This window comes from Chitinophaga niastensis (assembly GCF_003014755.1).
Taxonomy (GTDB): Bacteria; Bacteroidota; Bacteroidia; order Chitinophagales; family Chitinophagaceae; genus Chitinophaga; species Chitinophaga niastensis.
In genome coordinates, this window is the sequence record NZ_PYAW01000003.1 from 306,145 (window position 1) to 330,340 (window position 24,196).

General features: G+C 43.8%; 19 protein-coding genes. 4 read left to right on the forward strand and 15 right to left on the reverse strand.

Annotation, left to right across the window (positions count from 1 at the left end):
• Nucleotides 1–54: 54 nt before the first annotated feature.
• The 4 genes from CLV51_RS15905 to CLV51_RS15920 are packed head-to-tail and all read right to left on the reverse strand — an operon-like array spanning nt 55 to nt 6,384.
• Nucleotides 55–1,104 carry a DUF5007 domain-containing protein gene (locus CLV51_RS15905; protein ID WP_106529051.1) on the reverse strand — a complete coding sequence of 350 codons (1,050 nt, stop codon included), beginning with the start codon at nt 1,102–1,104 and terminating at the stop codon, nt 55–57.
• A gap of 34 nt (nt 1,105–1,138) precedes the next feature.
• Nucleotides 1,139–1,810 (reverse strand): hypothetical protein, encoded by a 672-nt coding sequence (locus CLV51_RS15910; protein ID WP_106529052.1) that lies wholly within the window; start codon nt 1,808–1,810, stop codon nt 1,139–1,141.
• 8 nt (nt 1,811–1,818) lie between these two features.
• A complete protein-coding gene (locus CLV51_RS15915; protein ID WP_211302023.1) occupies nt 1,819–3,354 on the reverse strand; it encodes a RagB/SusD family nutrient uptake outer membrane protein in 1,536 nt (511 codons plus the stop codon).
• A 21-nt stretch (nt 3,355–3,375) separates the two neighbouring features.
• Entirely contained in the window at nt 3,376–6,384 is a 3,009-nt protein-coding gene (locus CLV51_RS15920) for a SusC/RagA family TonB-linked outer membrane protein (RefSeq protein WP_106529053.1), read from the reverse strand.
• Between the two features lie 699 nt (nt 6,385–7,083).
• On the opposite strand from CLV51_RS15920, the gene pepE reads away from it, so the two are divergent.
• The gene (pepE, locus tag CLV51_RS15925) at nt 7,084–7,791 is read left to right on the forward strand and encodes a dipeptidase PepE (protein ID WP_106529054.1); all 708 of its coding nucleotides are present in this window, start codon (nt 7,084–7,086) and stop codon (nt 7,789–7,791) included.
• Between the two features lie 49 nt (nt 7,792–7,840).
• Nucleotides 7,841–8,434, forward strand: a complete 594-nt coding sequence (locus CLV51_RS15930) for a TetR/AcrR family transcriptional regulator (protein WP_106529055.1) — start codon at nt 7,841–7,843, stop codon at nt 8,432–8,434.
• 108 nt (nt 8,435–8,542) lie between these two features.
• Here the strand turns inward: CLV51_RS15930 and CLV51_RS15935 are convergent, their stop codons facing one another.
• A complete protein-coding gene (locus CLV51_RS15935; RefSeq protein WP_106529056.1) occupies nt 8,543–9,262 on the reverse strand; it encodes an SDR family oxidoreductase in 720 nt (239 codons plus the stop codon).
• Nucleotides 9,263–9,342: 80 nt separating this feature from the next.
• A complete protein-coding gene (locus CLV51_RS15940) occupies nt 9,343–10,275 on the reverse strand; it encodes a helix-turn-helix domain-containing protein (protein ID WP_245898776.1) in 933 nt (310 codons plus the stop codon).
• 45 nt (nt 10,276–10,320) lie between these two features.
• Between CLV51_RS15940 and CLV51_RS15945 the strand changes: the two genes are divergently transcribed.
• Entirely contained in the window at nt 10,321–10,671 is a 351-nt protein-coding gene (locus tag CLV51_RS15945) for a hypothetical protein (protein WP_106529058.1), read from the forward strand.
• Between the two features lie 49 nt (nt 10,672–10,720).
• Here the strand turns inward: CLV51_RS15945 and CLV51_RS15950 are convergent, their stop codons facing one another.
• A complete protein-coding gene (locus CLV51_RS15950) occupies nt 10,721–12,049 on the reverse strand; it encodes a DEAD/DEAH box helicase (RefSeq protein ID WP_106529059.1) in 1,329 nt (442 codons plus the stop codon).
• 202 nt (nt 12,050–12,251) lie between these two features.
• Here CLV51_RS15950 and CLV51_RS15955 point away from each other — a divergent pair, with 202 nt between their 5' ends.
• Nucleotides 12,252–12,710 (forward strand): hypothetical protein, encoded by a 459-nt coding sequence (locus CLV51_RS15955; protein ID WP_146151295.1) that lies wholly within the window; start codon nt 12,252–12,254, stop codon nt 12,708–12,710.
• A gap of 68 nt (nt 12,711–12,778) precedes the next feature.
• Here the strand turns inward: CLV51_RS15955 and CLV51_RS15960 are convergent, their stop codons facing one another.
• The 8 genes from CLV51_RS15960 to CLV51_RS15995 form a co-directional block, all read right to left on the reverse strand.
• Nucleotides 12,779–15,166: a TonB-dependent receptor gene (locus CLV51_RS15960; protein ID WP_245898778.1), complete on the reverse strand. Its 2,388-nt coding sequence runs from the start codon at nt 15,164–15,166 to the stop codon at nt 12,779–12,781.
• A 97-nt stretch (nt 15,167–15,263) separates the two neighbouring features.
• Entirely contained in the window at nt 15,264–16,325 is a 1,062-nt protein-coding gene (locus tag CLV51_RS15965) for a glycoside hydrolase 5 family protein (RefSeq protein ID WP_211302024.1), read from the reverse strand.
• Between the two features lie 501 nt (nt 16,326–16,826).
• Nucleotides 16,827–17,882 (reverse strand): SO2930 family diheme c-type cytochrome, encoded by a 1,056-nt coding sequence (locus CLV51_RS15970; RefSeq protein WP_106529062.1) that lies wholly within the window; start codon nt 17,880–17,882, stop codon nt 16,827–16,829.
• Between the two features lie 24 nt (nt 17,883–17,906).
• Complete coding sequence (locus CLV51_RS15975) at nt 17,907–19,187, reverse strand: parallel beta-helix domain-containing protein (RefSeq protein WP_106529063.1); 1,281 nt, start codon at nt 19,185–19,187, stop codon at nt 17,907–17,909.
• A gap of 20 nt (nt 19,188–19,207) precedes the next feature.
• Nucleotides 19,208–21,958: a TonB-dependent receptor gene (locus CLV51_RS15980; RefSeq protein WP_106529064.1), complete on the reverse strand. Its 2,751-nt coding sequence runs from the start codon at nt 21,956–21,958 to the stop codon at nt 19,208–19,210.
• A 147-nt stretch (nt 21,959–22,105) separates the two neighbouring features.
• On the reverse strand, nt 22,106–23,005 hold the full coding sequence (locus CLV51_RS15985) for a LytTR family DNA-binding domain-containing protein (protein WP_158267037.1): 900 nt from the start codon (nt 23,003–23,005) through the stop codon (nt 22,106–22,108).
• A gap of 64 nt (nt 23,006–23,069) precedes the next feature.
• Nucleotides 23,070–23,456 carry a hypothetical protein gene (locus CLV51_RS15990; RefSeq protein ID WP_106529066.1) on the reverse strand — a complete coding sequence of 129 codons (387 nt, stop codon included), beginning with the start codon at nt 23,454–23,456 and terminating at the stop codon, nt 23,070–23,072.
• 133 nt (nt 23,457–23,589) lie between these two features.
• A complete protein-coding gene (locus CLV51_RS15995; RefSeq protein WP_146151296.1) occupies nt 23,590–24,177 on the reverse strand; it encodes an alpha-amylase family protein in 588 nt (195 codons plus the stop codon).
• Nucleotides 24,178–24,196: the final 19 nt, after the last annotated feature.

Below are 24,196 nucleotides of genomic sequence, written 5' to 3' on the forward strand. Positions count from 1 at the left end.
TTTGTTTTTTTCATTTGATAATTTTTTGATCCTTGCCGGCATGTCTGCCTGGTATTAATTATCCCTGAAGTCAGGATTTTTGTGATAGAACCAGAATACCATCTTCCAGTCACCCGGTTCATAAATCGCGAAGTTCATTCCTATCAGGGCAGTCATCCGCAGGGCGCCATTGGCGATACGATCATAGCTGAACATTACATTGGCGGTAGTTCCCGAAGCATTCGTGTACCTGGTTTGGCGCATTGCCAGCGGAATCGGATAGGCTACGTCATACGTAACTGCTTCCGGTGTAAACCTGGCCGGACCAAAATGATGCAGGATATCTTCCCACCTGGTGCTATTGAATAATTTTGGATTGATAGGATTATAAGCAGAATCACGGAATTCAAAAGTGAGCGTGTTACCGGTAGAAGCAGGATCTTTATGAAACACCACTATCACATCACCGTTGCTCATATAATTGTCCTCATTGTACACCTTTACGCTACTAACCAGGTAAGGCGTAATATTGCCCTGGGAGTTGCCTGTTACCGGATCAATAGCACTGGGCGCATAAGGCTGCGGGCGCATTGGTTTCAGCTCCATATCACGGATGATCTTACTACCGCCGGAGTTAGACACCTCCACATCAAATTTATAGCCCGGATCGGGTTGCATTTTGATGGCATTCAGGTATTGCAGATCCATAGGCCGCCACATTACAAACTGGCCGGAGTGTTCACGTACTTCAAACAAATGATGTTGTTCAATGGTACGTTTCTTCTCTACCTCTTCACGCGTGGTTTCCAGCCCTGTGTATGCTTCTTTCCATACCTGCACGGGAAATGTTTTATTAAAAATATCCACCGCTTCCCCGGTGGAAGCACCCCGCATATGCAGGATTTTGAAAGTCAGCGGTGAAGTAGAATTATCTGCATTAAAAATATTTGCGGTAGGATCATCAGGCAGCAACGTAGTTCTTCCCAATACAGGCTCAAATGTTGTTTGGCTGTAACTGGCTTTGGGGCTGATAAAATCTACATCCGCCGGTACTTTTACGCAGGCATGGGAAAACATCATGCCGCCAGCGATCAGTATTATTATTAATTGATTTGATTTTTTCATCTTTTCATCATTTTTGTCAGCTATTATCAGTTGACTACTGATTAAACCTGCTTATGAATTCATTAAATCCAAACTCATGATCACCACTCAGCACATGTAGTACGCCATTTCTGGCATAAGTATCCATGGACATCGTGTTAGCTCTTACCCATTTACTGATATAAAAAGAAGCCTTGGTATCACTATAGATAATATACTTAGGCCCGCCGCCATCATAGCCCGAAGCGGCTTGTGTAAACAACTGCAGGTTCATCTCCCTGGCATATTTGATAGAGTTGATGCCACGGCCATCAGGATATTGGCGCAGGCTGTCTGTAGCATATACACCCGGTATCAGGTAACGGCAGAACAGCGTATCCAGGTTCTTCTGATCCAGATCTGCAAGCGACAAAGTGCCCAACCCTTCTTTTTCACGGAGCACGTTGAGATTACGCAATGCCGTAACAAAACTGGTATTGGTGATACCAAATACGGTGATCTGCGTATTGCTCATTACCCGTTTCAAACCAAGGCGATCTATCACTATCACCATCGAATCAAAAACGCCGGTACGACTTTTCAGATAGTCGTACATGTTAGCATCAGTTTGCGTATCCCCTTTTGTATATTCCTTATATCCTCCATCCTTCTGACAGCCTGTGAAAACCAGTCCCACCATCAGCAACAGCAGACATAATGTTCCTGCGTAATAATTTCTTTTTTGCATTGTGGTAATTATTTATTCCAATAAGGATTTTGAACCAGCAGGTGATTGGCATTCAGCACATCTTCCGCAAGCGGCCAGTAGATACCGCCGTTTTGCAGTAGCGGTGCCAGCGCGCTTTTACCAGGACGAAGACGCGCATAACGCACCTGGTCATACCAGCGCCAGCCCTCTCCCATCAGTTCTCTTCTTCTTTCTTTAAATACTTCATCCAGCAAATCTTTTCCATTGAAAACAGGATTACTGATGCCACGGCTTTTCATCACAGTACCCAACCATTGTATTGCCTCAGCGGGGTTATTGGTTGCCACGGCGGCTTCTGCACGTAACAGGGCCAGTTCTTCCATGCGGCTGAACATCATCGTACCGTTATAGAGGCGGAAAACGCCTTTATCTGCTTTCCCGTCTTCAATCACTTTTATCTTGCTGAATACCGGTGTGTTGGTAGAATAGTTACTGAAGTAATAATCTGTTAAAGGATAACCTGTTTTAAGATCAATACTGAAACGTTCATCATTAGGCTGATCAAAATACCGGAGAATGGAATCTCTGGGCACATACATTGCCGGCAAAAGATTGCTGGTAATGGGTTGTGCCAGTGTATATTCTTCCAGGTGACCGGCCGTAATCCCTTCCGCACTTAAATAATCAAAAGAGAAATTCAGGATCTGAGAGGGACCGCTACGCGCAAAGAAGCCACTATCGCTGGCGCAAAGCTCTGAAGTGATACTGGTAAAAGTAACAGCAGCCTGGCTGTAATTGTCCATAATAAACTGTGTATAGGACATTACATCCGTGTAATGTTGTTGCCACGCTGCAATATGCGACAACACTGCATAAGCGCTGATCTTGTTAAACAACGTTCCTTTCCAGAAAACATACCCCTCATTAAAATAACTGCCGGTTTGCTGCGGATCATTCCCTGAATAAATGAAAGGCAGATCTTTTGCAGCTGCTACCAGTTCTTTTTCTGCAAAGTCGAGTACTGTTGCCTGTGCTGTACGCGGGAACGCCGGAAACTGCCCGTCGTAAGAAGCTACCACCAATGGTACATCTCCCCATATACGCACCATGTAGAAATACAGAAAAGCCCTTAATGCACGTGCTTGCGCTACATCCAGCTGATGATTGGCAGTGGTGTAGTAAGCATCTTTTTTCAGGATATCGCCGGATCTTTCGATAAACAGGTTAGCCGCATTGATAGCTGCATAAAACCGCCGCCAGTTTTTGAGCGATTGCAACTGCGGGAAAGATACATTCAGTTCATTGTTGATGATGGCTTTGAGGTCGGCGCGGGAGGTAGCAACAAAATCTCCCTGACGGAATTCACCATACATCCAGAAAGCAGCATTATCTGTCAGCGCAGCGCGGGTGAGGCCATACACTCCTATGAGGGCGCTGCGCGCATCCTGCACAGATGACCAGTAATCCTTATCAGCAACCAGCCGCGTGGATTTTACATCCAGCAATTTACTGCACGATACACCCATCAGTGTAAGTGCCAGTACCAGGGCCGTTTTTTTTACTGAACGAAATATATTATTCATGCTAAATGAAATGACAAATGATTATAAATCCAGTTTCAATCCTACCGTATATGTTTTGGGAACAGGTATCACATACCCGTTGTCATACCCGTTGTAATAGGTCAGCTCCGGATCTCCCCCGCTGTATTTTGTAAAGGTGAGCAGGTTGTTACCGGTAGCGTATACGTAGCACCTGGTAATGCCTGGTGCCAGGGCTTTCAGCCACTTACTACCTGCCAGATCATAACCAAGCGATAAGGAACGTAGCTTTACAAAAGATCCGTTTTCAAGGAAAAGATCCTGATCCGCACGGTAAGGAATTACAGCACTCCAGGGATTGTAAACCGGATAGTTTTTCTGATCCTTATCACGCTGCCACCAGGTTATATCTTTTACAGATTCCAGGTTCGACTGACCATCATGGTTGATAAAGTCGTAACGTGCTGCAGCTTTCTGATTCAGAATGTTCATGCCACCGGCAAAATAAAAACTGAAAGAAATGTTGAAGGGACCGTATTTAAAGTTGTTATCAAGGCTGCCGGTATATACTGGCATGCTATGACCTTTCATCACTTTATCTTTATCATTTACAATAAAATCGCCGTTCACATCTTTCCACCTGGCATCACCGGCAGAAAATGCAACGCCTTTGAAAGTGAGCGGGCTCCCGGTTTTGGGATTCAGTGGGATGTCGGAAGCATTATTATAAATGCCTTCATTTTCATATACCCAAAACTGATCTACTGCTTTACCTACTTCAAATCTGCGGTCGCCGGCAACAAATTCTTTTACACCACCAGGTAATGCTTTCAGTGTATTTTCATTGTAAGCAGCGCTGATACCAAGTGTCCATTGGAATTTTGCGGTGTTGATCACCTCACCGGAAATACCTGCTTCCACACCATGATTATTTACATGCAGACCGCTTCTATACGCGCTGCTATAGCCCGATTCAGCCACAACCGGCATTGGCAGCAACATGTTACGGTCATCTTTGGAATAATAATCTACAGCAATGCGTAACCTGTTGTGATAAAAAGAAGCGTCTGTACCAATGGTGAGGATGTCGGTTACCGGCCATGCAACATTATCTCCAATCCAACCGTAGGAGTAAGGCCTGGATAAGCCGGCTACACCTGCGTAGGAATATGCATTAGGGTTGCCTGTCCAGCCCATATCTACTTTATACTGAGGACCGGCAGCATAACGATCATCACCTAACAACCGGCCGGTACGGCCCCAGGAAGCATGCAGCGTCCAGTTGCTGATGGTGTATTTGTCGCGCAGGAACTGATTTTTCAGGTTCCATTCACCACCAACAGCTGGTGTAAACAACCAGCGTTTTGCGGGTGATACCAGCGAGGAGCCATCGTTACGCAGGGTTAAAGTAAAATGATATAAATCGCGATAATTATAATTTATATTACCATAGAAAGAGAGCAGCCGTTGTTTTTCTGCATCGATATAACGGTACACCAACTGATTGGCAAAAGCCAGCGGCGACAAATAACCACCTGAATTGGGATCGCTGTTTACAATATTTACTTTAATACGGTCGCTGATACCTTTATAGGCCCGTTCGTAAGTGTATTTGTAGAGATCCGCCTGGAAAGATTGTCCCGCCTCAAAAGTAAACTTGTGGTCACTTGAAGGGGAATACGTATAGTCGATCACGTTATCAAACCCCACACGTTGATTATTACCAAAATAATTGGAGGCATAGTTAGCACCATCCATCAGTGTAGAAGGCCAGAAAACATCTCTCAAACTTTCATTATAATCGTATAACAGGCGACTGGTATAGCGTACTTTATTAAAGGCAAATATCAGGGAGAAAGTACCCTGTATACTGTTGAGATGATTTCTATCGAAGCCTTTGTTGAATGCGCTGAGATAATCATGATAGGCGGATTTATCAGGCGCTAACGGGCTGGAGATATCAGGAATATAGGCCGTTTCCAGGAAACGATCCTGCATGGAAGTATTTCTCACCCTGTCAAGCCTGTTGGCATTAATCATAGCAGAAGCCATGAGCCACTTGATGGGCGACATATTCACCAGGAATGAAGCGGTGTATTTATCCAGGCGTGTATTATCAGCTATGCCGTTTGCCTGTGTTTTATCACCGAAGAAACGGAAATTCGCTCTGTCGGAACCACCGGAAATACTGGCATTAATAGAATGCGTCATGGTATTACTCAGGTAATAATCACTCCAGTTAGCATTACCAAAATAGGCTGCATTAGAAGAATCGCGCAGGTAAGAAGGATAACTGAGCGAATCAGCAGCATGACCATATTGCTGATAGAACGGACGACGAAAACGGTTTTCATACTGCGCATTGGTAGTATACACCGGATCATACAGGTTCAGGCCAAAGTAACTATTGACGCTGATCTTACGCGTACCGGAAGTAGCATTTTTAGTGATGATATTAATTACACCGTTAGCGCCCCGTGGTCCAAAAAGACTGATAGCCGTCGCGTCTTTATATACCTGTATATCCTGTATATTATCAGGATTAACAGTAGCAAGCATATTGAAAGCGGGTCCCAGGCGATTATAATCGTTGTTCTGAATATCAAATATGAGGGTGTTATCCTGTATCAGTGGAACGCCATTAATATATACAGCCGGTTGCACCTGGTATACATCTTTCTTAGTAAGCAGTGGTGTAGCCAGTCCGCGGATAAACATAAACTGCTCCGTACCCGGCTCTCCGCTGGACTCTTTTGTATACAAGCCTCTCACATTACCTTTTACCATTTGTTGCAGTGAAGTATAAGGAAACAATGCAACATGATTAACATCTAAAGTATCATTGTTTTTAAATGCGGATGGAGCCGACTTTCTGTTGATGATGTAGATCACATCATTTCGGGAAATAACAGTAGTATCTGTTCCCACTGCAGGAGTGGAATCACGTGGTATCAACAACAGCTTGTAACCTTTAGCCATGGCTTGCTGCGAGCAAATGCAGCAGGTTGCCACCAGCGAAAGGATCCAGCGTCGTTTTTTCTCTGACAACCACTTGGATAGATGATCTCTCATTGCTAATAAATATTTTAAGTGATTTATTTTGGGCAATAGATAGCCGTTCAGGTATTTTTCAATACCTGTGCACAGCGAAACATCGCCGTTTTTTCAGCTATAAATGGTTATGAAACCCGCGAAAAAAAATAGTGATAATTAAGCATAGGATTGCCCTATGGCAACAGCTGATGTTGACAGACATTTTTCATTGTTCGTGTATTTATTTTAATAATTATTGTGCGTTAACTGGCTTCGCCAATAAGCAAACTACAGCTTTTACGTAGGGCTATTCCATCACACAGATGCAGTTATATGATCACACACGGGGATGCATGAAAATTACAGGAATCGCTTGTTCACTACCGACTACAATAAGTTTGAATAAATTTGAGTATTGGTTTACTAAGGATGTTCTACATCAATTTTGGTTACTACAATTTCGATTAAACTTGGGTGATACTACTTTTTCATGTTCTACTATCTTACACAAAGTAATAAGTGTCCTTTTTACATTCAACCTTAGTTTAAAATGATGATAATAAGATGACATTCATTTTTATGCACCTTCCCTGCTCCAACATAATCCCGACAAAACAATGACAAGACCCTTCATTTGTTCACATCTTTTTATCATGATGTATAGTCATGATAGTAAGTAAATAGTGTTTGATCAATTGATATTAAAGAGATGATTTACATTTGCTTAATTTTTTTCTCATGAAGCATTTTATACTGGCAAGTACCTCTACCCTGTTTGGAGAAGAATACCTGGCTTACCTGCAACCGGCCATGACAGCGTTGTATGGAGGGATTGATGAAATTGTATTTATTCCGTATGCGCGGCCTGGGGGCATCTCACATGATGACTATACCACAAAGGCAGCTGGTGCTTTTGCCGCCATTGGCGTGAAAGTACGCGGGCTGCATACATTTGAGGATCCCGCAGCGGCGATAAAAAGTGCACGTGGATTTTTTACCGGTGGAGGCAATACTTTTTTGCTGGTAAAACAATTACATGAACTGGGGTTAATGCAGCCACTGCAAACAGCCGTTAATGTTGGTACCCCTTACATGGGCTGCAGTGCAGGCAGTAACATCGGTGGCATTTCTATGCAAAATACCAATGATATGCCGATCGTATATCCACCCAGTTTTGAAACACTCGGACTAATATCATTTAATCTGAATCCGCATTACCTGGACCCTATACCCGGCTTACAGCATATGGGAGAAACACGGGAAACACGCATCAAAGAATATCATACCCAAAACGACACACCTGTAGTAGGCTTAAGGGAAGGTAGCTGGATCTATGTAAAAGGTGATACCGTAACCCTACAAGGTACTTTGAGCGCCCGCATATTTGAAGCAGGTAAAGAGCCCTATGAAGTGGCAACCGGTAGCTCGCTGGCAGCACTGAAATAAAATTCCGGCCAAATGATTAACAGAACAGTCATTCTTTTATCTTTGTCCTATGCGTGCAAGGGACGAAAATAAAGAAATCGCTATTCGCGAGAAGGCTATCGAAATGATTGTTCACGAAGGCTTTGATGGTTTAAGTATGCATAAACTGGCCAAAGCGGCCAATATATCTGTCTCTACTATATACATCTATTTTAAGAACCGGGAAGACCTGGTAAACCAGCTGTATATAGTGGCTTCAGAGATATTCATACAGGAATCGTTGAAGGATTTTGATCCGGAAATGGATTTTGAAGCGGGCCTATGGCTGCAATGGAATAACCGTTGCCGTTATATTACAAAATACCCGCTGCACCATCATTTCTCAGAACAGTTCCGCAATTCGCCCCTGATCAAAAACCAGCAAGGCAAACAGGATGCTAAGTTTCGTTCTGTAATGCAGCAGTTTGTGAAACATGCGATAGCAAAAAAACAGGTAGTTGACCTGCCTCCGGAAATTTTCTGGGCAATAGCCTATGGTCCTTTCTATACCCTGGTAAAATTCCATATGGATAACGCTACCATGTCCGGCAAACCATTTTCTCTTAGTGAGCAAACAATGCGACAAACCTTTCAGCTGGTGATGAAATCGTTGAGGCCATCGTAGCACCTTTTTGCTAACGTAAACGTATATACTAAAATTTGCTGGTAAAAAACGATCCGTTAACACAGGCTGCTCCTGCATTAACGGATCGTTTCCTATAAGTACTAACTTTTACAGACTTAATCCACCATCACAACGTACTACCGTACCCGTTATATTTCCATTGCGCATCAGGAAGAGGATGGTATCAGCGACATCGTCCGGCTGCCCGATCCTGCCTACCGGCAACTGTGAAGCATATTCCCGGAAAGCACCTGCCTTGGCATCTGCCGGCAGGAAATCCCACCACGGAGTATCTACTACGCCCGGTGAAACAGCGTTGATGCGTAAAGGTTTGATCTCTTTGGCAATAGTAGGCACCATTAATTCCAGTGCCCCGTTAATAGCCGCCAAACCGGAAGTACCGGGCGCTTTGGAGATAGCAGAGATAGCTGTAATAATGGTAATGCTGCCGCCTTTATTTACAAAAGGCAATGCTGCCTGCAATGTATTCAGCTGGGGCCAGAACTTCCCCTCAAAACCCTCCCGCAAATCTTTTAATGATAGTTCAGAAAATTTACCGGCACCTTTGGCGCCGCTTAATGAAATGACCAAGTGATCAATGGCACCCTGCGACTGGAAAAAAGCGTCCAGCTCCTGGCGGTTGTTGCTGTCCAGTGCAGTGGTTTGAATACCGGGAACAGCTTTGGCAGCATCGGCTAGTCGCGCTGCGGAGCGGCCCGTAATAATTACATTCGCTTTTTCTTTGGCCAATAATGCTGCGGTAGCCAATCCTACTCCTGAGGAGCCACCGGCAACAATTACTTTCTTACTTTCAAATGAGGTAGACATATCGTTAACTTTTATGACTACAAAGTTGCCACAAAGCATACTGGGAAATGTTATCCGGATTATGCATTCCCTGAACCGGATTATGCATTTTTACGAAAGGCCAGTGGCGTTTGCCCTGTTCTTTCGCGGAAAAACCTGTTGAAACCGGCAGGGTCGCTGAAATCCAGCTGATAGGATATTTCTGCGATAGAAGTATCTGTATACCGTAATACGGCTTTTGCTTCCTGTACCAGCATATCAGAAATAGCTGAAGAGGCTGTCTGCCCTGTACTTTCTTTGATGGTCCGGTTCAGGTGATTGGGCGTTACACCCAGTAAGGCAGCATAATCTGCCACCCTTCTTTTAGTAAGAAAATGCTGGCTCACCAGTTTTTTAAATCGGGGAACAAGATAAGTATTACGTGTATCCGTTGCCGTGATATGGAGTTGTTGCGCCAGGTAACTTCTTTTTACGTCCAGCAGCAAAAGGTAAAGATACAGCCGGATGGCTTTCTCACAACCTGGTTTATGCTGCTGTAGTTCTTCATTTATTTTGCATGCAAAATCAGCTACTGCCGCTATTTCCATTGGCTCCAGCTGAATAAAGGGTACACCCGCATAATCAAAGAAAGGGAACTCTGTAGTGATCCTGTCCGGGGTAATGATCTCTTCCAGAAAATCGGCATTAAACAATATATAATATCCGAAGGTATCTTCTCTTATATTGCTTTTGCTGAATACCTGGCCAGGAAAAGTAAAACTCAGTGTGCCTGGCCGGTGTTGAAAATGCTCGAGACCCAGCTGTACATCCACGCTCCCGGAAATTGTAATACTGATACGGTAAAAGGCTGATTTCAATGGTCCCAGTGCAGGTTTCAAACCTGCACTGGAATATATTTCGAAGCCAGGTATTTTTTTATCAGCATCAATATTATTGTATCCAAAGGAAGAAGCATCATCCTCCAGGCGGTGAAGCGGGCGGAAATTCTCCAGAACGTATTGTGGTATCTCTGGTTTGTTGTTAGCTGGTTTCATGGCCATTTCTTATATTCGTCTTTAAAATTAGACAAAAAATTACCAATGGAGTTAACCACTTTATACCGCCCCGTAGGTCCAGATGAACTGGTTTTGATTGAACAATCCGGTTGGAAAAGATTTCCGCCCAGAAGGCCTGATCAACCAATTTTTTATCCTGTGATGAATGAAACGTATGCTATTCAAATATCTACTGAATGGAATGTACCGGCTTATGGTGCAGGCTTTGTTACAAAATTTGCTGTGAACAGTGCCTTCCTGGAAAAATATTCCGTTGAAAATGTAGGCGGAGCAATACATAATGAGTTGTGGGTACCGGCAGAGGAGCTGGAAGCCTTTAACGATAATATTGTAGGGGTGATTGAAGTAACACAATCTTATCATCAGTCTAAATAAAAAAAGCAGCGATCGTGACCGCTGCTTTTTTATCACTATAAAAATATTTTTATCTCGCTATATCGATCTTCACTTTCTTATTCTTGATCTTTTCATTTTTGATCAGCTCCAAAGCGTGTCCCACTTTAGATTTCACGATCGCTACAAAAGAGAAGAAATCTTTTACTTCAATTAAGCCGATATCTTCTTTTTTGAGATGTGCCCTGTTGCCAAGGAATCCAACGATATCAATTTTATTTACTTTATTCTTTTTACCTGCAGCGATGAATATGGTAGTCCATTTTGGCTTTTCAGGTAAAGTGGATGTTTCAGGCAATTCGATCGTCACTACTTCTTCATCGATGTAAGACATCAGCTTTTCATCTGGCGCCAGGATTACGATAGCGGTGCCGCTGGCTTCCATTCTGGCGGTACGGCCATTACGGTGTGTCCAGCTATCTTCGGTATGTGGAAGGTGGAAGTGAACGATATAACGAATATTTGGAATATCGAGGCCACGTGCAGCGAGGTCGGTAGTTACCAGTACGTTTACAGAACCGTTGCGGAACTTGCAAAGGGCAGCATCGCGCTCCTGTTGCTCCATAGCACCGTGATAAAAGGTATTGGTAATACTTTTATCAGACAACATTTTGCTGGTACGTTCCACTGCTTCCCGGTGGTTGCAGAATACAATAGTAGAGCGGTTGCCCAGGTAGCAGATCAGGCGGAACAAGGTTTCCACTTTATCGCTTTCCGGCGCCATTACCTTCCAGATCGCCAGTCTTGCTGCAGGCGAACCTTCTTCCGGCAGGAAGTCCAGCTTCTCCGGGTTGTTCAGTGCCAGGAATTCCGGGATATCCACAGTTTCGGTAGCAGAGGTAAGGATACGCTTTTTGATGTTGGGCAGGGAGTCAATAATAAAGGATACTTCCTCCTGGAAGCCCAGCTCCAGTGTTTTATCGAATTCGTCCAGTATCAGTGTTTCAATACTGTCTACTGTAATGTTTTCTCTGCGTATATGGTCACCCAGACGGCCGGGAGTACCTACAATCACTGCTGGTGGCTGTACCAGGTTATTTTCTTCGGTTTCCCGGAGATGTCCGCCGTAACAGGCAGTAATTTTATAACCGGTGCCCATGAGTTTGAACACTTTCTCTATTTGCAGCGCCAGCTCACGGGAAGGCACTACTATCAGGGCTTGTGTATTTTTATTGGCAGGATCCAGCAGTTCCAGGATAGGCAACAGGAATGCCAGCGTTTTACCGGAACCGGTAGCTGACAACAGGATTACATCGGCGTGCTGCTTGTTTGCGTCCACTGATGCCTGCTGCATTTCATTGAGTGAATCGATCTTGAGATTGGTAAGTATATTACCTAATGAGTATTTTTCTTTTTGCATTTGGCGCAAAAGTACGAAAATTAAATTTGGGAGCCGATTACACGTGCAAACGTAATATCTGGTTATTTACAGATATGTATGCGGTCGTTCCCCGGATAACTGCTAATACCTGCTAATAAAAACAATCGTTGTTTCATCATTTGTGTTTCATTTTGTGTATGATCCTGGATCCCGTCATGTTTATTTTCGTTATTTTCAGTACATGAAAACTACTAAAATTCTTTTTCTCCTGGGCACGGTTGCTGCTTTCTCCTGCCACCAGGGTCAACAAACCGCTACCACAAATACAGATCCCGTAAAAGCCGTTCCTCTCAAAGGAAATACCTGTTATATGAAAATCCTCGGCAAAGATACCATGCTGTTACAGTTATCGTTCCTAGACAGTGTTGCAACAGCCACACTGGTATATAATTATTTTGAGAAAGATAAAAATACCGGAGAGATGAAAGGTATTTTGCACAATGGCATTATCCGTGGTAAATACACCTTCTTCAGCGAAGGTATCTCCAGCACGCGACCAGTGATATTTAAGTTATCAGATAACAAGGCATATGAAGCATTGCCGGATAATATGGATTCACAGGGAATACCTGTGTTTAACAACAATAATAACCTGTTGAAATTTGATAGCATTCCTTTGGTGGAAAGCCCTTGTAAATAATTGCTACCAATAAAAGCAGGGCCAGACGATATCGTCCGGCCCTGCGCTATTTTTAAACACACTATCAATTAAAATTTGTAAGATACCGTACCTACGAACTGTGTAGGAGGTATTGGATTGATGCTATAGTTCTCGTGTACGTAATAGTTGTAAGTATTAGTAACGTTAGACACTTTAGCCAATACTGCAAAACGTTTGAAAGTGTATCCCGCGCTAAGATCCAGTGTAGAGAAGCCTGGAACAGAGATCAATCTGCTTACCAGTTGTTTATCAGCTGCCGGCATGGTGTTATTCCAACCTGCATAACGCTGACCAATATAATAGAAACCAGCACCCAGCTTCAGTCCTTTTATTTTATACTTTTGGAAAGTATAGAATACGCTCGCATTGGCAGTATGATTTGGATTACCTACCAGGCGCTCTCCTTCTACAGAACTACCAGGGGTACCCGGTGTATTTTCAATAGTAATGTTATTATAGCTATAACCTCCAATCACGTCAAGTCCGGGTAAAGGATGACCTGCAATGTCTACTTCCACGCCCTGGCTGAGGGTTTCGCCAATCAATGCTTTCAGGTTAGCGTTGTTATTAGGTGTCACGCCATCCTTCTGATAAGGGGCTGTTTGCGCGTAATTATTGTTCTTAATGCGGTATGCTGTTACGTTTACAGACAGTAATCCTTTCAGGAAATCATTCTTAACCCCTACTTCGTATTGATTAATAATAGATGGTTTCAGTACGTTACTATCTATATCCAGACCGGTGTTAGGCGTAAAAGAGTTGGAATAGCTGGCAAATATCGCTGTTGTAGGAATAGGCTTATAAACAATACCTATACGTGGAGAAAACGCGTTATCGTATTTGGCAGCAGTTTTAGTTACTGCATATGTTTTATAATCCAGTGTGGAAGGAGATTCATTCTGCAGATACGAGAAACGAACACCTGCCAGTAAATTCAGTTTATCAGAAATCCGTACGAGATCCTGGATGTATGCGCCAAAGCGGTTTATCGGCGTAGTAATACCTTTTACAATATTTGCAGCAGGCATGTCGGTACGCGGTTTATATAAATCCGGATGCAGTATATTAATAGTGTCGTAAGCAGTAGGCTGATTATAGGAATATGCTTTCTGATTATACCTGTCACCGTCAACACCCACCAGCAATGTATGTTCCAGGGAACCGGTTTTAAATCTACCGGTCAGATCTACCTGCGCGAGATAATAATCTTCATCATTATTAGCCCTGTTCAAAGGACGGCCCCATTTACCTGCTGTATCTGCCTGAATTCTTTCTATCGCATAATAATCCCTGTTATATTTCTGATAGGAAATCATTCCGTTCAATGACCAGTTATCATTCATTTTATGTTTAAGCGATGCAGATGCAGTGGTTTGTTGGGTATGAGCATACTGCCATGGTGTACCATAAAAATTATTGCGGGGAACATCAGCTATTTTAGTACCACCTAATGTACCAATACCAAAGTCAGGTGTAAAATCATGTTTCAGATAATCGCCCTGTACCAGTAACTCTGTACGATCGCTCAGTTTGAATAACAGGGAAGGGTTTATATAATAACGTTTTGAATGCACCTGATCGCGGTAGCTGTCGGCGGTTTCAAAAGTACCATTCACCCTGTAAGCTATTTTGGAAGAGATAGGACCGTAGATATCTACTGCTGGTTTTAACAGGCCATAGCTACCGGCTCTCAGGTTCACTTCACCACCAAAATTAAATTTAGGTTGTTTGGTTACCATATTCATTACTGCGCCTGGCGCCACATTGCCATATAAGATAGCAGCACTGCCTTTTAAAATCTCTACCCTTTCCAGCGAACTCATTTCCGGCATTACCCCTGAATTCACACGTGCGCCGTTTTTGAACATATTAGAGCTGGAGAAGCCATAACCGCGTGCATTAAAGGTTTCCTGTGTACCGGCCCTCATGGAAGCCATATATACGCCATTCACATTTTTCACTACATCGCTCATACGCTGTACCTGTTGATCCTCCAGCGCTTCATGACCAATAATGGCCACACCTTGGGGCAGGTCCATAGCTGGCACCGGCAGTTTACCGATGGTTACAGGTCTTCTGTTAATTGTTCTTGTTCTGTTGCCATCTACTACTATTTCATTCAGCTGGCTGGAAGTAGCCTGCATCACATACGCTACTTCTGTGATCTGGTCTGCAGTTACGGTTACCTGATTATGCAGTGTTTTGGTACCGGTATAGGAGATCACGAGTGTATAAGCACCTGGTTTTACATTTTTCAATGCAAACTGGCCATCTTCATTGGTTAAGGTACCTTTTTTCGTGTCTTTAAGACCTATTGTTACAAATGCTGCGGGCTGTCCGTCTGCTGAGTTGATCTTTCCCTTGATAGTGCCGTTTTGCGCGAGTACAGTAAGGTTAATTAAGACCAGGCTGATGATTAAGTATAAATTTTTCAACGAATAATATTTTGCGCAAAGGAACACCAACCTCGTTTTTTAACAAGAGCGGATCGGGAAAACGATTTACGCAATCGGGAAAAATTTTAATGTAATTTTAATCTTCGAGGGTCATTTTCCGGATAAAAGCCGTTTCTGTGGCGTTAAATGGAGTACCATCCGCCCGGAAAATGTCATGATACCAGGTTTCCGGCTCCGTCATCACCACCGGCTTGCCCTGGGGATAATTGGTTTGTGTTTTTCCTGCTACGAGGCCCCAATTGATAGCGCCTACCCCATTTTTCTTCATCATAGGTAAATGCGTAAGGAACAGGCTATTATTGGGTCGCTTCATGTATTCAGTGCAAATAAGTGGCTTCCCGAAGCGTTTAAGGCTATCTATAGCACCGGCCATAGACAGGGAATCATTGTAATTATGAAAAGTAATAATATCTGATTGTGCTACCTGGTAGTCGTTGAATGCTATAAAATCTTTACGCCAAACGCCTATTGTAATTGGCTGCAGCAGCTCCACCGCACGTGCCCAGGCCACCACATTCTTCAGGAGCGGCCAGCTTTTATCACCATGACCAAAATGCCCCGGCTCATTATACAGGTCCCACATCAGAATGCGGGCATCATCTTTAAAAGTAACCAGGATATCGGATACATATTGGTGCAACGCATCCATCAGCAGCGGCAGACTGTCAATACGATTCCCCGGATCTTTCAGCCACTGGCTGTTATGCCGTGCCGGTAACGGCGCCGGCTGTGGTCCTGCTTCATAAGTATCCTTCCAGCAGTCATCAAAAAAAACAAACATGGTTTTAATGTGATGGCTATTGGCAATGGCCAGGTATTGCCTGATCCGGTCCTTAAACCCTTCCGGATCCACTACCCAGGCCACATGATGCAGGTACACCCGCATACAGTTCATACCAACTGCGCCCGCATACCCCAGTTCCCGGTTAATAGTGGCGGTGTCAAAAGTAGCTGCCTGCCACATTTCCAGCTGATTCACTGCGGTAGAAGGGGTGAAATTTGCACCCACCAGCCAGCCCTGCTGCTGATACCACGCTGTAGCGCGTTGTGGCGACCATACCACGTTTTGTGCGGATACACAAAAAGAAAGTAATAACAATACTGAAATGAGGACAATTGGTTTTTTCGCAGGAGTCATGGAAGGGGTATTATGAGATCACAAGTATAAGGGAAAAAATCCGGAGGTTGTCTTTCTCCCGATTAGGCTGATTATACTGATTACCCTGATTTTTTTTTTGATTTTGTAAGATTCAAAAGATTAGCGAAGATTGTCTGAACTGTGATTTTTGTGATTGGTATGATTATCTTGATTAGCGAAGATCTCAGCGGGTGTTGTCTGAACCAGGATTTTTAAGATTGAATGGATTACCCTGATGGATGCCGAAGATCAAAGCGTAGATATTCGTTAATATCTTCCAGATAAAAAACAACATAACACCCATCAGGGTAATCCATTCAATCCTAAAAATCCTGGTTCAGACAACACCCGCTGAGATCTTCGCTCATCAGGATAATCATACCAATCACAAAAATCACAGTTCAGACAATCTTCGCTAATCTTTTGAATCTTACAAAATCAAAAAAATAAAATCAGGGTAATCAGTATAATCAGCCTAATCGGGAGAAAGACAACCTCCGCTTATTTTTTCATCTCATTAATCCATTGCTGAATCAAAGCCACCCCTTCTTTATGGATGACGGTGCGCGCCAGCTCCGGCATTGCTGTACCAGGTTCTACACTGTTCATCCTGTAAGCAAGAATAGAATGTAAGGCATCCCCGGGAATCAGGTCGTAGTCAAGGCCACCAGCGCCGCCGCCAGCGGAAACGGGTGATTTCATGATGCCGATATGATCAGCTCCGGTTTGTTCATATTCCAGGAACAGACCCGTATTGTAGGCGTCGCCACCCTGGGTATGGCAATGGGCGCAGTTTACATCGAGATAGGCGCGTGCACGTTCACTAACGGTGAAATGTGTACTATCTTTCCAACCGGGCAACACCGGTACCTTTTCAATGGCCGGCAATCCCTGCAGCTGCCCGCCGGTAGCCCATTGCATCAATTGGTTTTGCGGCTGGCCGCCACGCACAAAATTGAGATTACGGGCCTTGGGACCTATGGGCGTAAGAACACTATTATTAATATGACAACGTTTACAATCATTGGTGTTAGGCATCTGATAAACAGTCGACTGCTGCTGACCGCTATCATCCAGGAAAGTAATCGGGATCTTTTTTCCCATGATCCACTTTTGCGCATCCCGCTGATCATTATCCCAGAGGTAGTTCATCACCTTCCATTGTTTGTCTGCCGGATCTTTAAAGAGCAATCTCGTTTCTATCATTATTTTCTGATGCGACGGACTCCTGTAGGCAAAGTTTTTAACGATGAAAGTGGAGTCCGGAAAATCAAGCGCACCATGATCTGTATAATGCATGGATTGCCCGTCCGGCAATACAATGAAACGGTCTTTTACCGCATAGTCTGTAAATAACGGTGTGGAGAGTTCATAGTTAAACACCCCTTTTCGTGGCACCAGGTCCTTCAGCACGCCCGTGAAAAAACCATAATCAGATAGTTTCTCTTTAAACTGAAATACGCCCGTCCCGCTGGTTTGAGCTGATTTTTGTTTGCAGCTCTGCGCCACGGCGATCACTAAAATAAAAATCACAATAAATAAACAAGGCTTCCTCATCTCCCGAAAAAATTAAATTAAAACTCATTTACAAACATAAGGCGCGATATCTGTGCTCGGATGCCAGTTCTTTGAAGTCATATTCAACGCATCTACGTTGACAAATAAATTGGGGCCCTGCTGTTTAATACACAGTGAATCCGGATTAACAGCAGTGCCCTTGGTCAGAATATTGGTTGTAATACCATCATAGGTGATGAACGGTAAACGTGCATTTTTTCTTGCAGGGTCCTGCGCATTTAATTTCTGCTCAATACCCACCAATACTTTACCGGTATGATGTTCAAATGCAGCAGGCGGAAAAGCACTACCCACTTCCATTGTATTGTCGTGGATAGAAATATTTCTAGGTATAGGGAAATAATGATCATTCATTTTTTTACCTGCACTTTCATCTATAAAAAATCCGGATACTACCGCAATAGCACTGGAATTATTATTGATGATACGATTGTTGTACAGTTCTATATCAGACGCTGCCAGGATCACCACTCCACTGCCGGGAGAAGCATTGCCGACGCCCCATGTAGATCCGAAGCTCCCGGATTTGGCGAAATTCTTTTCGTTATTATCATGAAAATAATTGTTGTATGCTTTCACAAAGCCCCCACGTTTAGACAGGTCCGGCAGATCAAAGATGAGGAAGCCGGCTGTGTTGCCATAAAATTCATTATCGTATACCTGTGCATGAGAAGTATTCTCAATCTCGCAACCAGCCACATTTTTGAAGGCTTTACACTTGCGCACGATTGCGCTGTCTGTTTGTCCTACGTAGATACCTGCATCTGAAGCACCCTGTGCATAACAGTTTTCGATGAGCACATTTTTACACATCACCGGGTAAATAGCATACCCACCGCTGGTAGAATCGGATACAGACCAGATAGCGTGCAGGTTGGTCATCACCACATTTTCGCTTTTGTTGATCTTTATCATATCACCTTTGGAATCGCGTAAAGTCATTCCATCTATCGTAAAGCCTTTTACATCTGTTACGCGAACACCTTCCCCACCCTGGCTCTGCGCAGAAAAATCGAGGATCGTTTTATCCGCACCGGCGCCCTGGATAAGGATATGCTTTACCTGTGCGATACTCAGGTTATCGAATTTATACAAACCTTCTTTTAAAGTAATACTGCTACTATCTGTTAGTGTAAGAAAGGCTTCCGCAATCTTTTTTTCATCACCGGGTCCAAATGAAAGCCTGGTTTTATAGCCGCCCTCATTTTTTGCTTCCGGGCTATTACAAGCCACCATCAAGCATCCCAGGCAGGCTAATAACAAATAAAAATTATTCCGTTTCATATATTGTTGTTTTTCTATGATTAAAAAACGTTGTACGCAAAACTTACATAGTACATGCCACCAATAGCCGGGCTACCAAAACCGGTTCTGTAGTAGGTATTGGTAATATTGGTAGCACCTAATTTAATGGTGGAATGTGCCTGTAACAAACGATAGCTTACCTGTCCGTCGATCACCGCAGAAGCAGGTACCGTACCGCTTCCGAAGCCTATCTGGTAATAATAGGCGGGTCTGTAACGGAACGTAGTATTAAAAGAATAACGTTCTTTATGACCGAAGCCCAGGTTACCAAAATCGATATTGAATTTATAGTTAGGTGTATTAAAATTATTTACCTGGCTGTTATTTCTGTTCTTTAAAAAGTCGGAAGAGAAATTCACTTTTGCGAGAAAGTGATGCGACAGATCCACGCTCACGCTGGCCGCATAACCGTAGGTATTTACTTTCTGTGCGCCATTGTACGCGATATTATATTGTATATATTTACCGTGATCGAGGAAAGCATTAGGATCTGTAGAACCTGGTGTGTTGGCCACATTTACATAGCCGATGAAATTTTTCCAGGTAGAATAATATCCCAGTACATCTATCAACACACGTTTAGCGATCAGGGAAGAGTAACCTAACTCAAACGCATCTACGGACTGCGGCTTAATATCGTTGAGTGCAAACTTTTTCAGGTCGGCCGGGTTTTTAGTCCTTTGAAAAGAGTCCACACTTTCCAATGTATAAGAAGGATACTGATCAAAATGATACACGCCGTTGAGCAAACGACCGGAACCACCGGAAGCAAAGCTGTTATAGTCTATCGGTGTACTTTGCAGCGATTGAATATTGGAAGGGAAACTATAAGCATTCTGATAAGAGAAGCGGATAAAACTTTCTTTGTTTACTTCCAGTACTGCCGACATCCTGGTAGTTACCCGTGGTTTTTCGAACAACGTATTTTTATCATAGCGGAAAGCAGCGGCCAGGCTCAGTTTATCATGAATTACTTTTTTTGTAAGATGTGCATATGCACTGTATTCTGCTACATCAATAGGGCCTTCCGTATCAGGAAACAGGGTTCCTTTTGAATCCAGGCGATACAGGCGGTAGTTGAGGCCTGCTATTAATTCTGCAAATTTAATGAGATGTGTAAAGTTGTATTGTACCTCTACATTAAACAGTTTGCTTTTATCGGTGAACAGGGTGCCGCCTTTAGAAGTAGGGATATTGGCGATACTGTCTTTCAGGTGCAGGAACAACGGGCTACCGGCATCAGGGCGGCCCTGATCAGCAAAGCCACGGGCAATTACACTGGCGTCTTCATAACTCTTTCCTTGTGCCATGGCTCCCAGGAGGGCGCCGGTATATTGCGGATACCAGCCGTCGCCGGTATTAGCGTCGTAGCTGGGTTTCCAGCCTTCATTGATCAGCTGTGCGGTAGGCATGGCAATGATGGTATGCCCGGAATTTTCCTGGCTGGTATAGCCGCGAACAAACCAATGTTCCGCCTTCAGCTCAGCGCGATATTGTCCCAGATGGAAACCAGTTAAGGCATAGCGGGTATCGTTGCTGTATACCGAGTTACCCTGGCCATAAGTACCTGAGAGGATAGCTTCCAGTTTGGGTTTTATTTTATAACGTAGTTCCACATTGGCTTTAAACATTTTTGCATCGCTGCTCAGGTAACCGTATTCCGGGTAGCCGGTGCGGGCCACATTGTTATTGCCTTTTGCCAGCAGCGGGGTGATGAGTGGCTCCAGTGCAGGATTCTGCGCCAATGCCCCCTGCAGGAACGGGTTGATGTCTACAGAGGTTTTACTGCCATATAAATTCACCCCGTTGTAGTTGGGGTCTTGCAGCGGGCCACCAGGGCCATTTGTATTAGTCGTATCTGAAGCAATCCAGTCTTTCGCCTGGGTGTACTGGACATTTATTTTAAAAGCAAATTTGTCGCTTACTTTTTTGCCCCAGCGCACGGTCCAGTCATAGTAAGGAGAAGGCCCCAGCGGATCATTGGACTTTCCTTTGCTGACATGGTTTACCCCTTGTGTGATCTGAGCGCTCAGGCCCTGGTATTTAAAAGGATCTTTGCCGGTCATGACCAGTGTACCATTCAGGCCACGGGAACCGTATAAGGCAGAAGACGCGCCTGAAAGGACTTCCAGGTTATCTACATCCAGTTCTGTCAGACCGATAATAGCCCCTAATGGAAAATTTAGGCCGGGAGCCTGGTTATCCATACCATCTACAATTTGTGTAAAGTTAGTGTTACCGCTTGTATTGAAACCGCGGGTAGTGATGGTAGTAAACAACAAGCTGGAAGTGGTGATATCTACGCCTTTTAGTCCCTGCAGCATATTATAATAACTGGGCTGGGGGGAATTGATGATGTCTTTGGTACTGATTCTTTCAATAGTAACCGGCGACTCAATTTTCTTTTGTACAAAACGGCTGGCAGAAACCACCACTTCTTTACCCAATATGGATGCGGGCGACAGCTCAACGCGCTGGGAGCCCGTAACAGAAATGATGATTTCTTTTGTTTCAAAGCCCACCGATGACAGTATAAGGGTGATAGGATATTTTTTTCTGGTAGAGAATTTAAAATTCCCCTGGTCGTTGGTATAATCTCCATTGGGGGCTTCTTTCATTGTCACGGATACAGCAGGCACTACTTCTTTGGTAACGCTGTTGCGTACATTTCCTGAAATTACATTTTGCGCCTGTAAGGTACTGTGTGCAGTTAATAAGCAAACCGCACCTAAAATTATAGATCTTAACATTTGGCAGGGGAATTTAGAATGCTTGGTTGTTAGTTTTTACGCGGTCATATTCCGATAACGTGTCGAAGCGATATTACCAAAATAGATTGAGCGCAACTGCCTGTGAGACGGTCTTTGGGGCGAAAATCGGGCTATGCGGGGTGAAAATCAGGCAACCGGAGCGAATCGTTCCTGGAATACCGGCAGGCAGGAAACAGATACTGGTACGATGAGGTCGTCCAGTCCTTCGAGTTGCAGGTAATGTCCTTTTGTATTTTTCTTAAAAAGCACCACTTTGGAAATATTAACCAGGTAAGAGCGGTGGGCCCGGGTAAATCCGGCTATCGACAATTGTGCTTCCAGTTTCTTCAGAGAAGTTCTTACCAGCTCTTTTCTGATAGTATTTCCGGAGAGATAAAATACATGTACATAATTATCCTCTGCTTTTATCATCAGTAATTTTGCCGGGTGCAGGGTTAATACGGGTTTATCATGTTCATCGCGGATCAGGACGCAGGTGGTATCTTCTTTTATTACTTCCTGTTTCACTTCCTGCACCTGTATCTTTTCCAGGCTTTTCAACTGGGCACATTTTTCCCTTGTATAAAACCACAACAGGGCAATAAAATATGGCAGTGGCAGTATTAATGCAGTATAATGGAGGGTGTTGATGAATTCTGTCCAGGTAAAAAAGAAGGTATCTGTGATAGATACATTTATTATTGTTACCATGAGAGATACCAGTAATATTTCACCAAAAAACCAGCAGAGATAGGTAGCATTGGTGAGTTTCAGGCGCCGTCTTAACCCTATCAGCAGAAACTGGGAGGTGAACAAAGAAGCCACCCCACACAAGGTGAAGATCAGGAAAAGTGGCATCAGGGCCAGGTGCTGCCCCTCGTACCATATATTTATATTAAACGGTAAAAAAACATACATGAACAGGAAACTGAATACACTGCAAAATGCAATCAGTGAAATCCTGTTAGCCACGGAGTCCAGTAAAGTAAACCGGGGTTGCTCTGTAGCATATTTTGATATAAGTGGCAAAGTGTGCAAGCTTTTCATATCATGGATGATTTTCGTCATTTAAGATAAGTAAAAAGCGGGAATCCCGCACCCCTATTTTTCCCTACCAGTTCCGCCATAGGTCCGTAATGCCTTCTCCATCGGCATAATCTTCCGGGTTGAGTCCTGCAGCCATGGTAATAATATCAAATATCTCACACAGGTCTTCGCGCTCACCGGTTTCTATGAAGCCGGCTATTTCATCGTCCATATCATTATATGCTTCCACTGCTTTTTCAAACAACAGCATTTTTTCCGGTTCATCTGCATTTTCACCGGCTGCTATCAGATCTGCTACCAGCTCATTCATAATGGCGGCTGCCGCTTCGCAGTTTTCCGGTGAATACTGTTCCATGCCGCCTACATCATTTTCATCCGGAAAAAATGATTCACTCCACCTGTTAAAGGGATAATGCACTTTTGTTGCTTCCAGTTTAGCCTCGTATGTCATCCTGTTTTTTTAAGGCTGCAAATATAGGAGATATTGCATTAGTGGGAAAGGTTTTGAGTGGTTGATGAAGAAATGGGGAATATTATTAGAGGTATGCAACTGCATTTAAGGGTAATACTTACCAGGTAACAAATTAAAAATTGATAGATGCTCCCGGCTTCAACTCTTTTCCCCGCTGCTTTTCAGCCGCCACAAACGCTTCGTCCGATAATGCTTTAAACCCCTTGGGCGCTTTATCAGCCGGCCCTTTATATATACCTACAAATGGTTTGGAAAAAGTTCTGCGGGTAACGGGATCGGTCATACGAAAATACTGCGTATACCAGCCCTGTACCATTCGTTTGTCTGGCAACGGCTTTTTAGCAGCCTTATCTCTGTTAGCGAGTATTTTTTCCAGTGAGATTTTTTCTATGTCGGCAGCTGAGAAGAAATATACTTTGCGACCCCGCAAAGATTGATCAGGACCGGCTTTAAAAACACCCGCATGATGCCACTCCGTAGCAAACACACTCAGCTCCTTTGCCAGTATTTTAGTGTTGAATTTTTTTGACAGCAAACCTGCTACCTCACCGGCTTTCAGTAAACCTTTGGCTGCTGCATCCTGATAATTCTCGGATTTTCCCTGCCGCAGATAATGACTCATTTTCATGGCGGAAAGATACAATTTGCTGCCGATATACACTCCATATTCACTCCCCCCTATACACAACGTATTCAACAAATCACAGGGCGTATTAAAC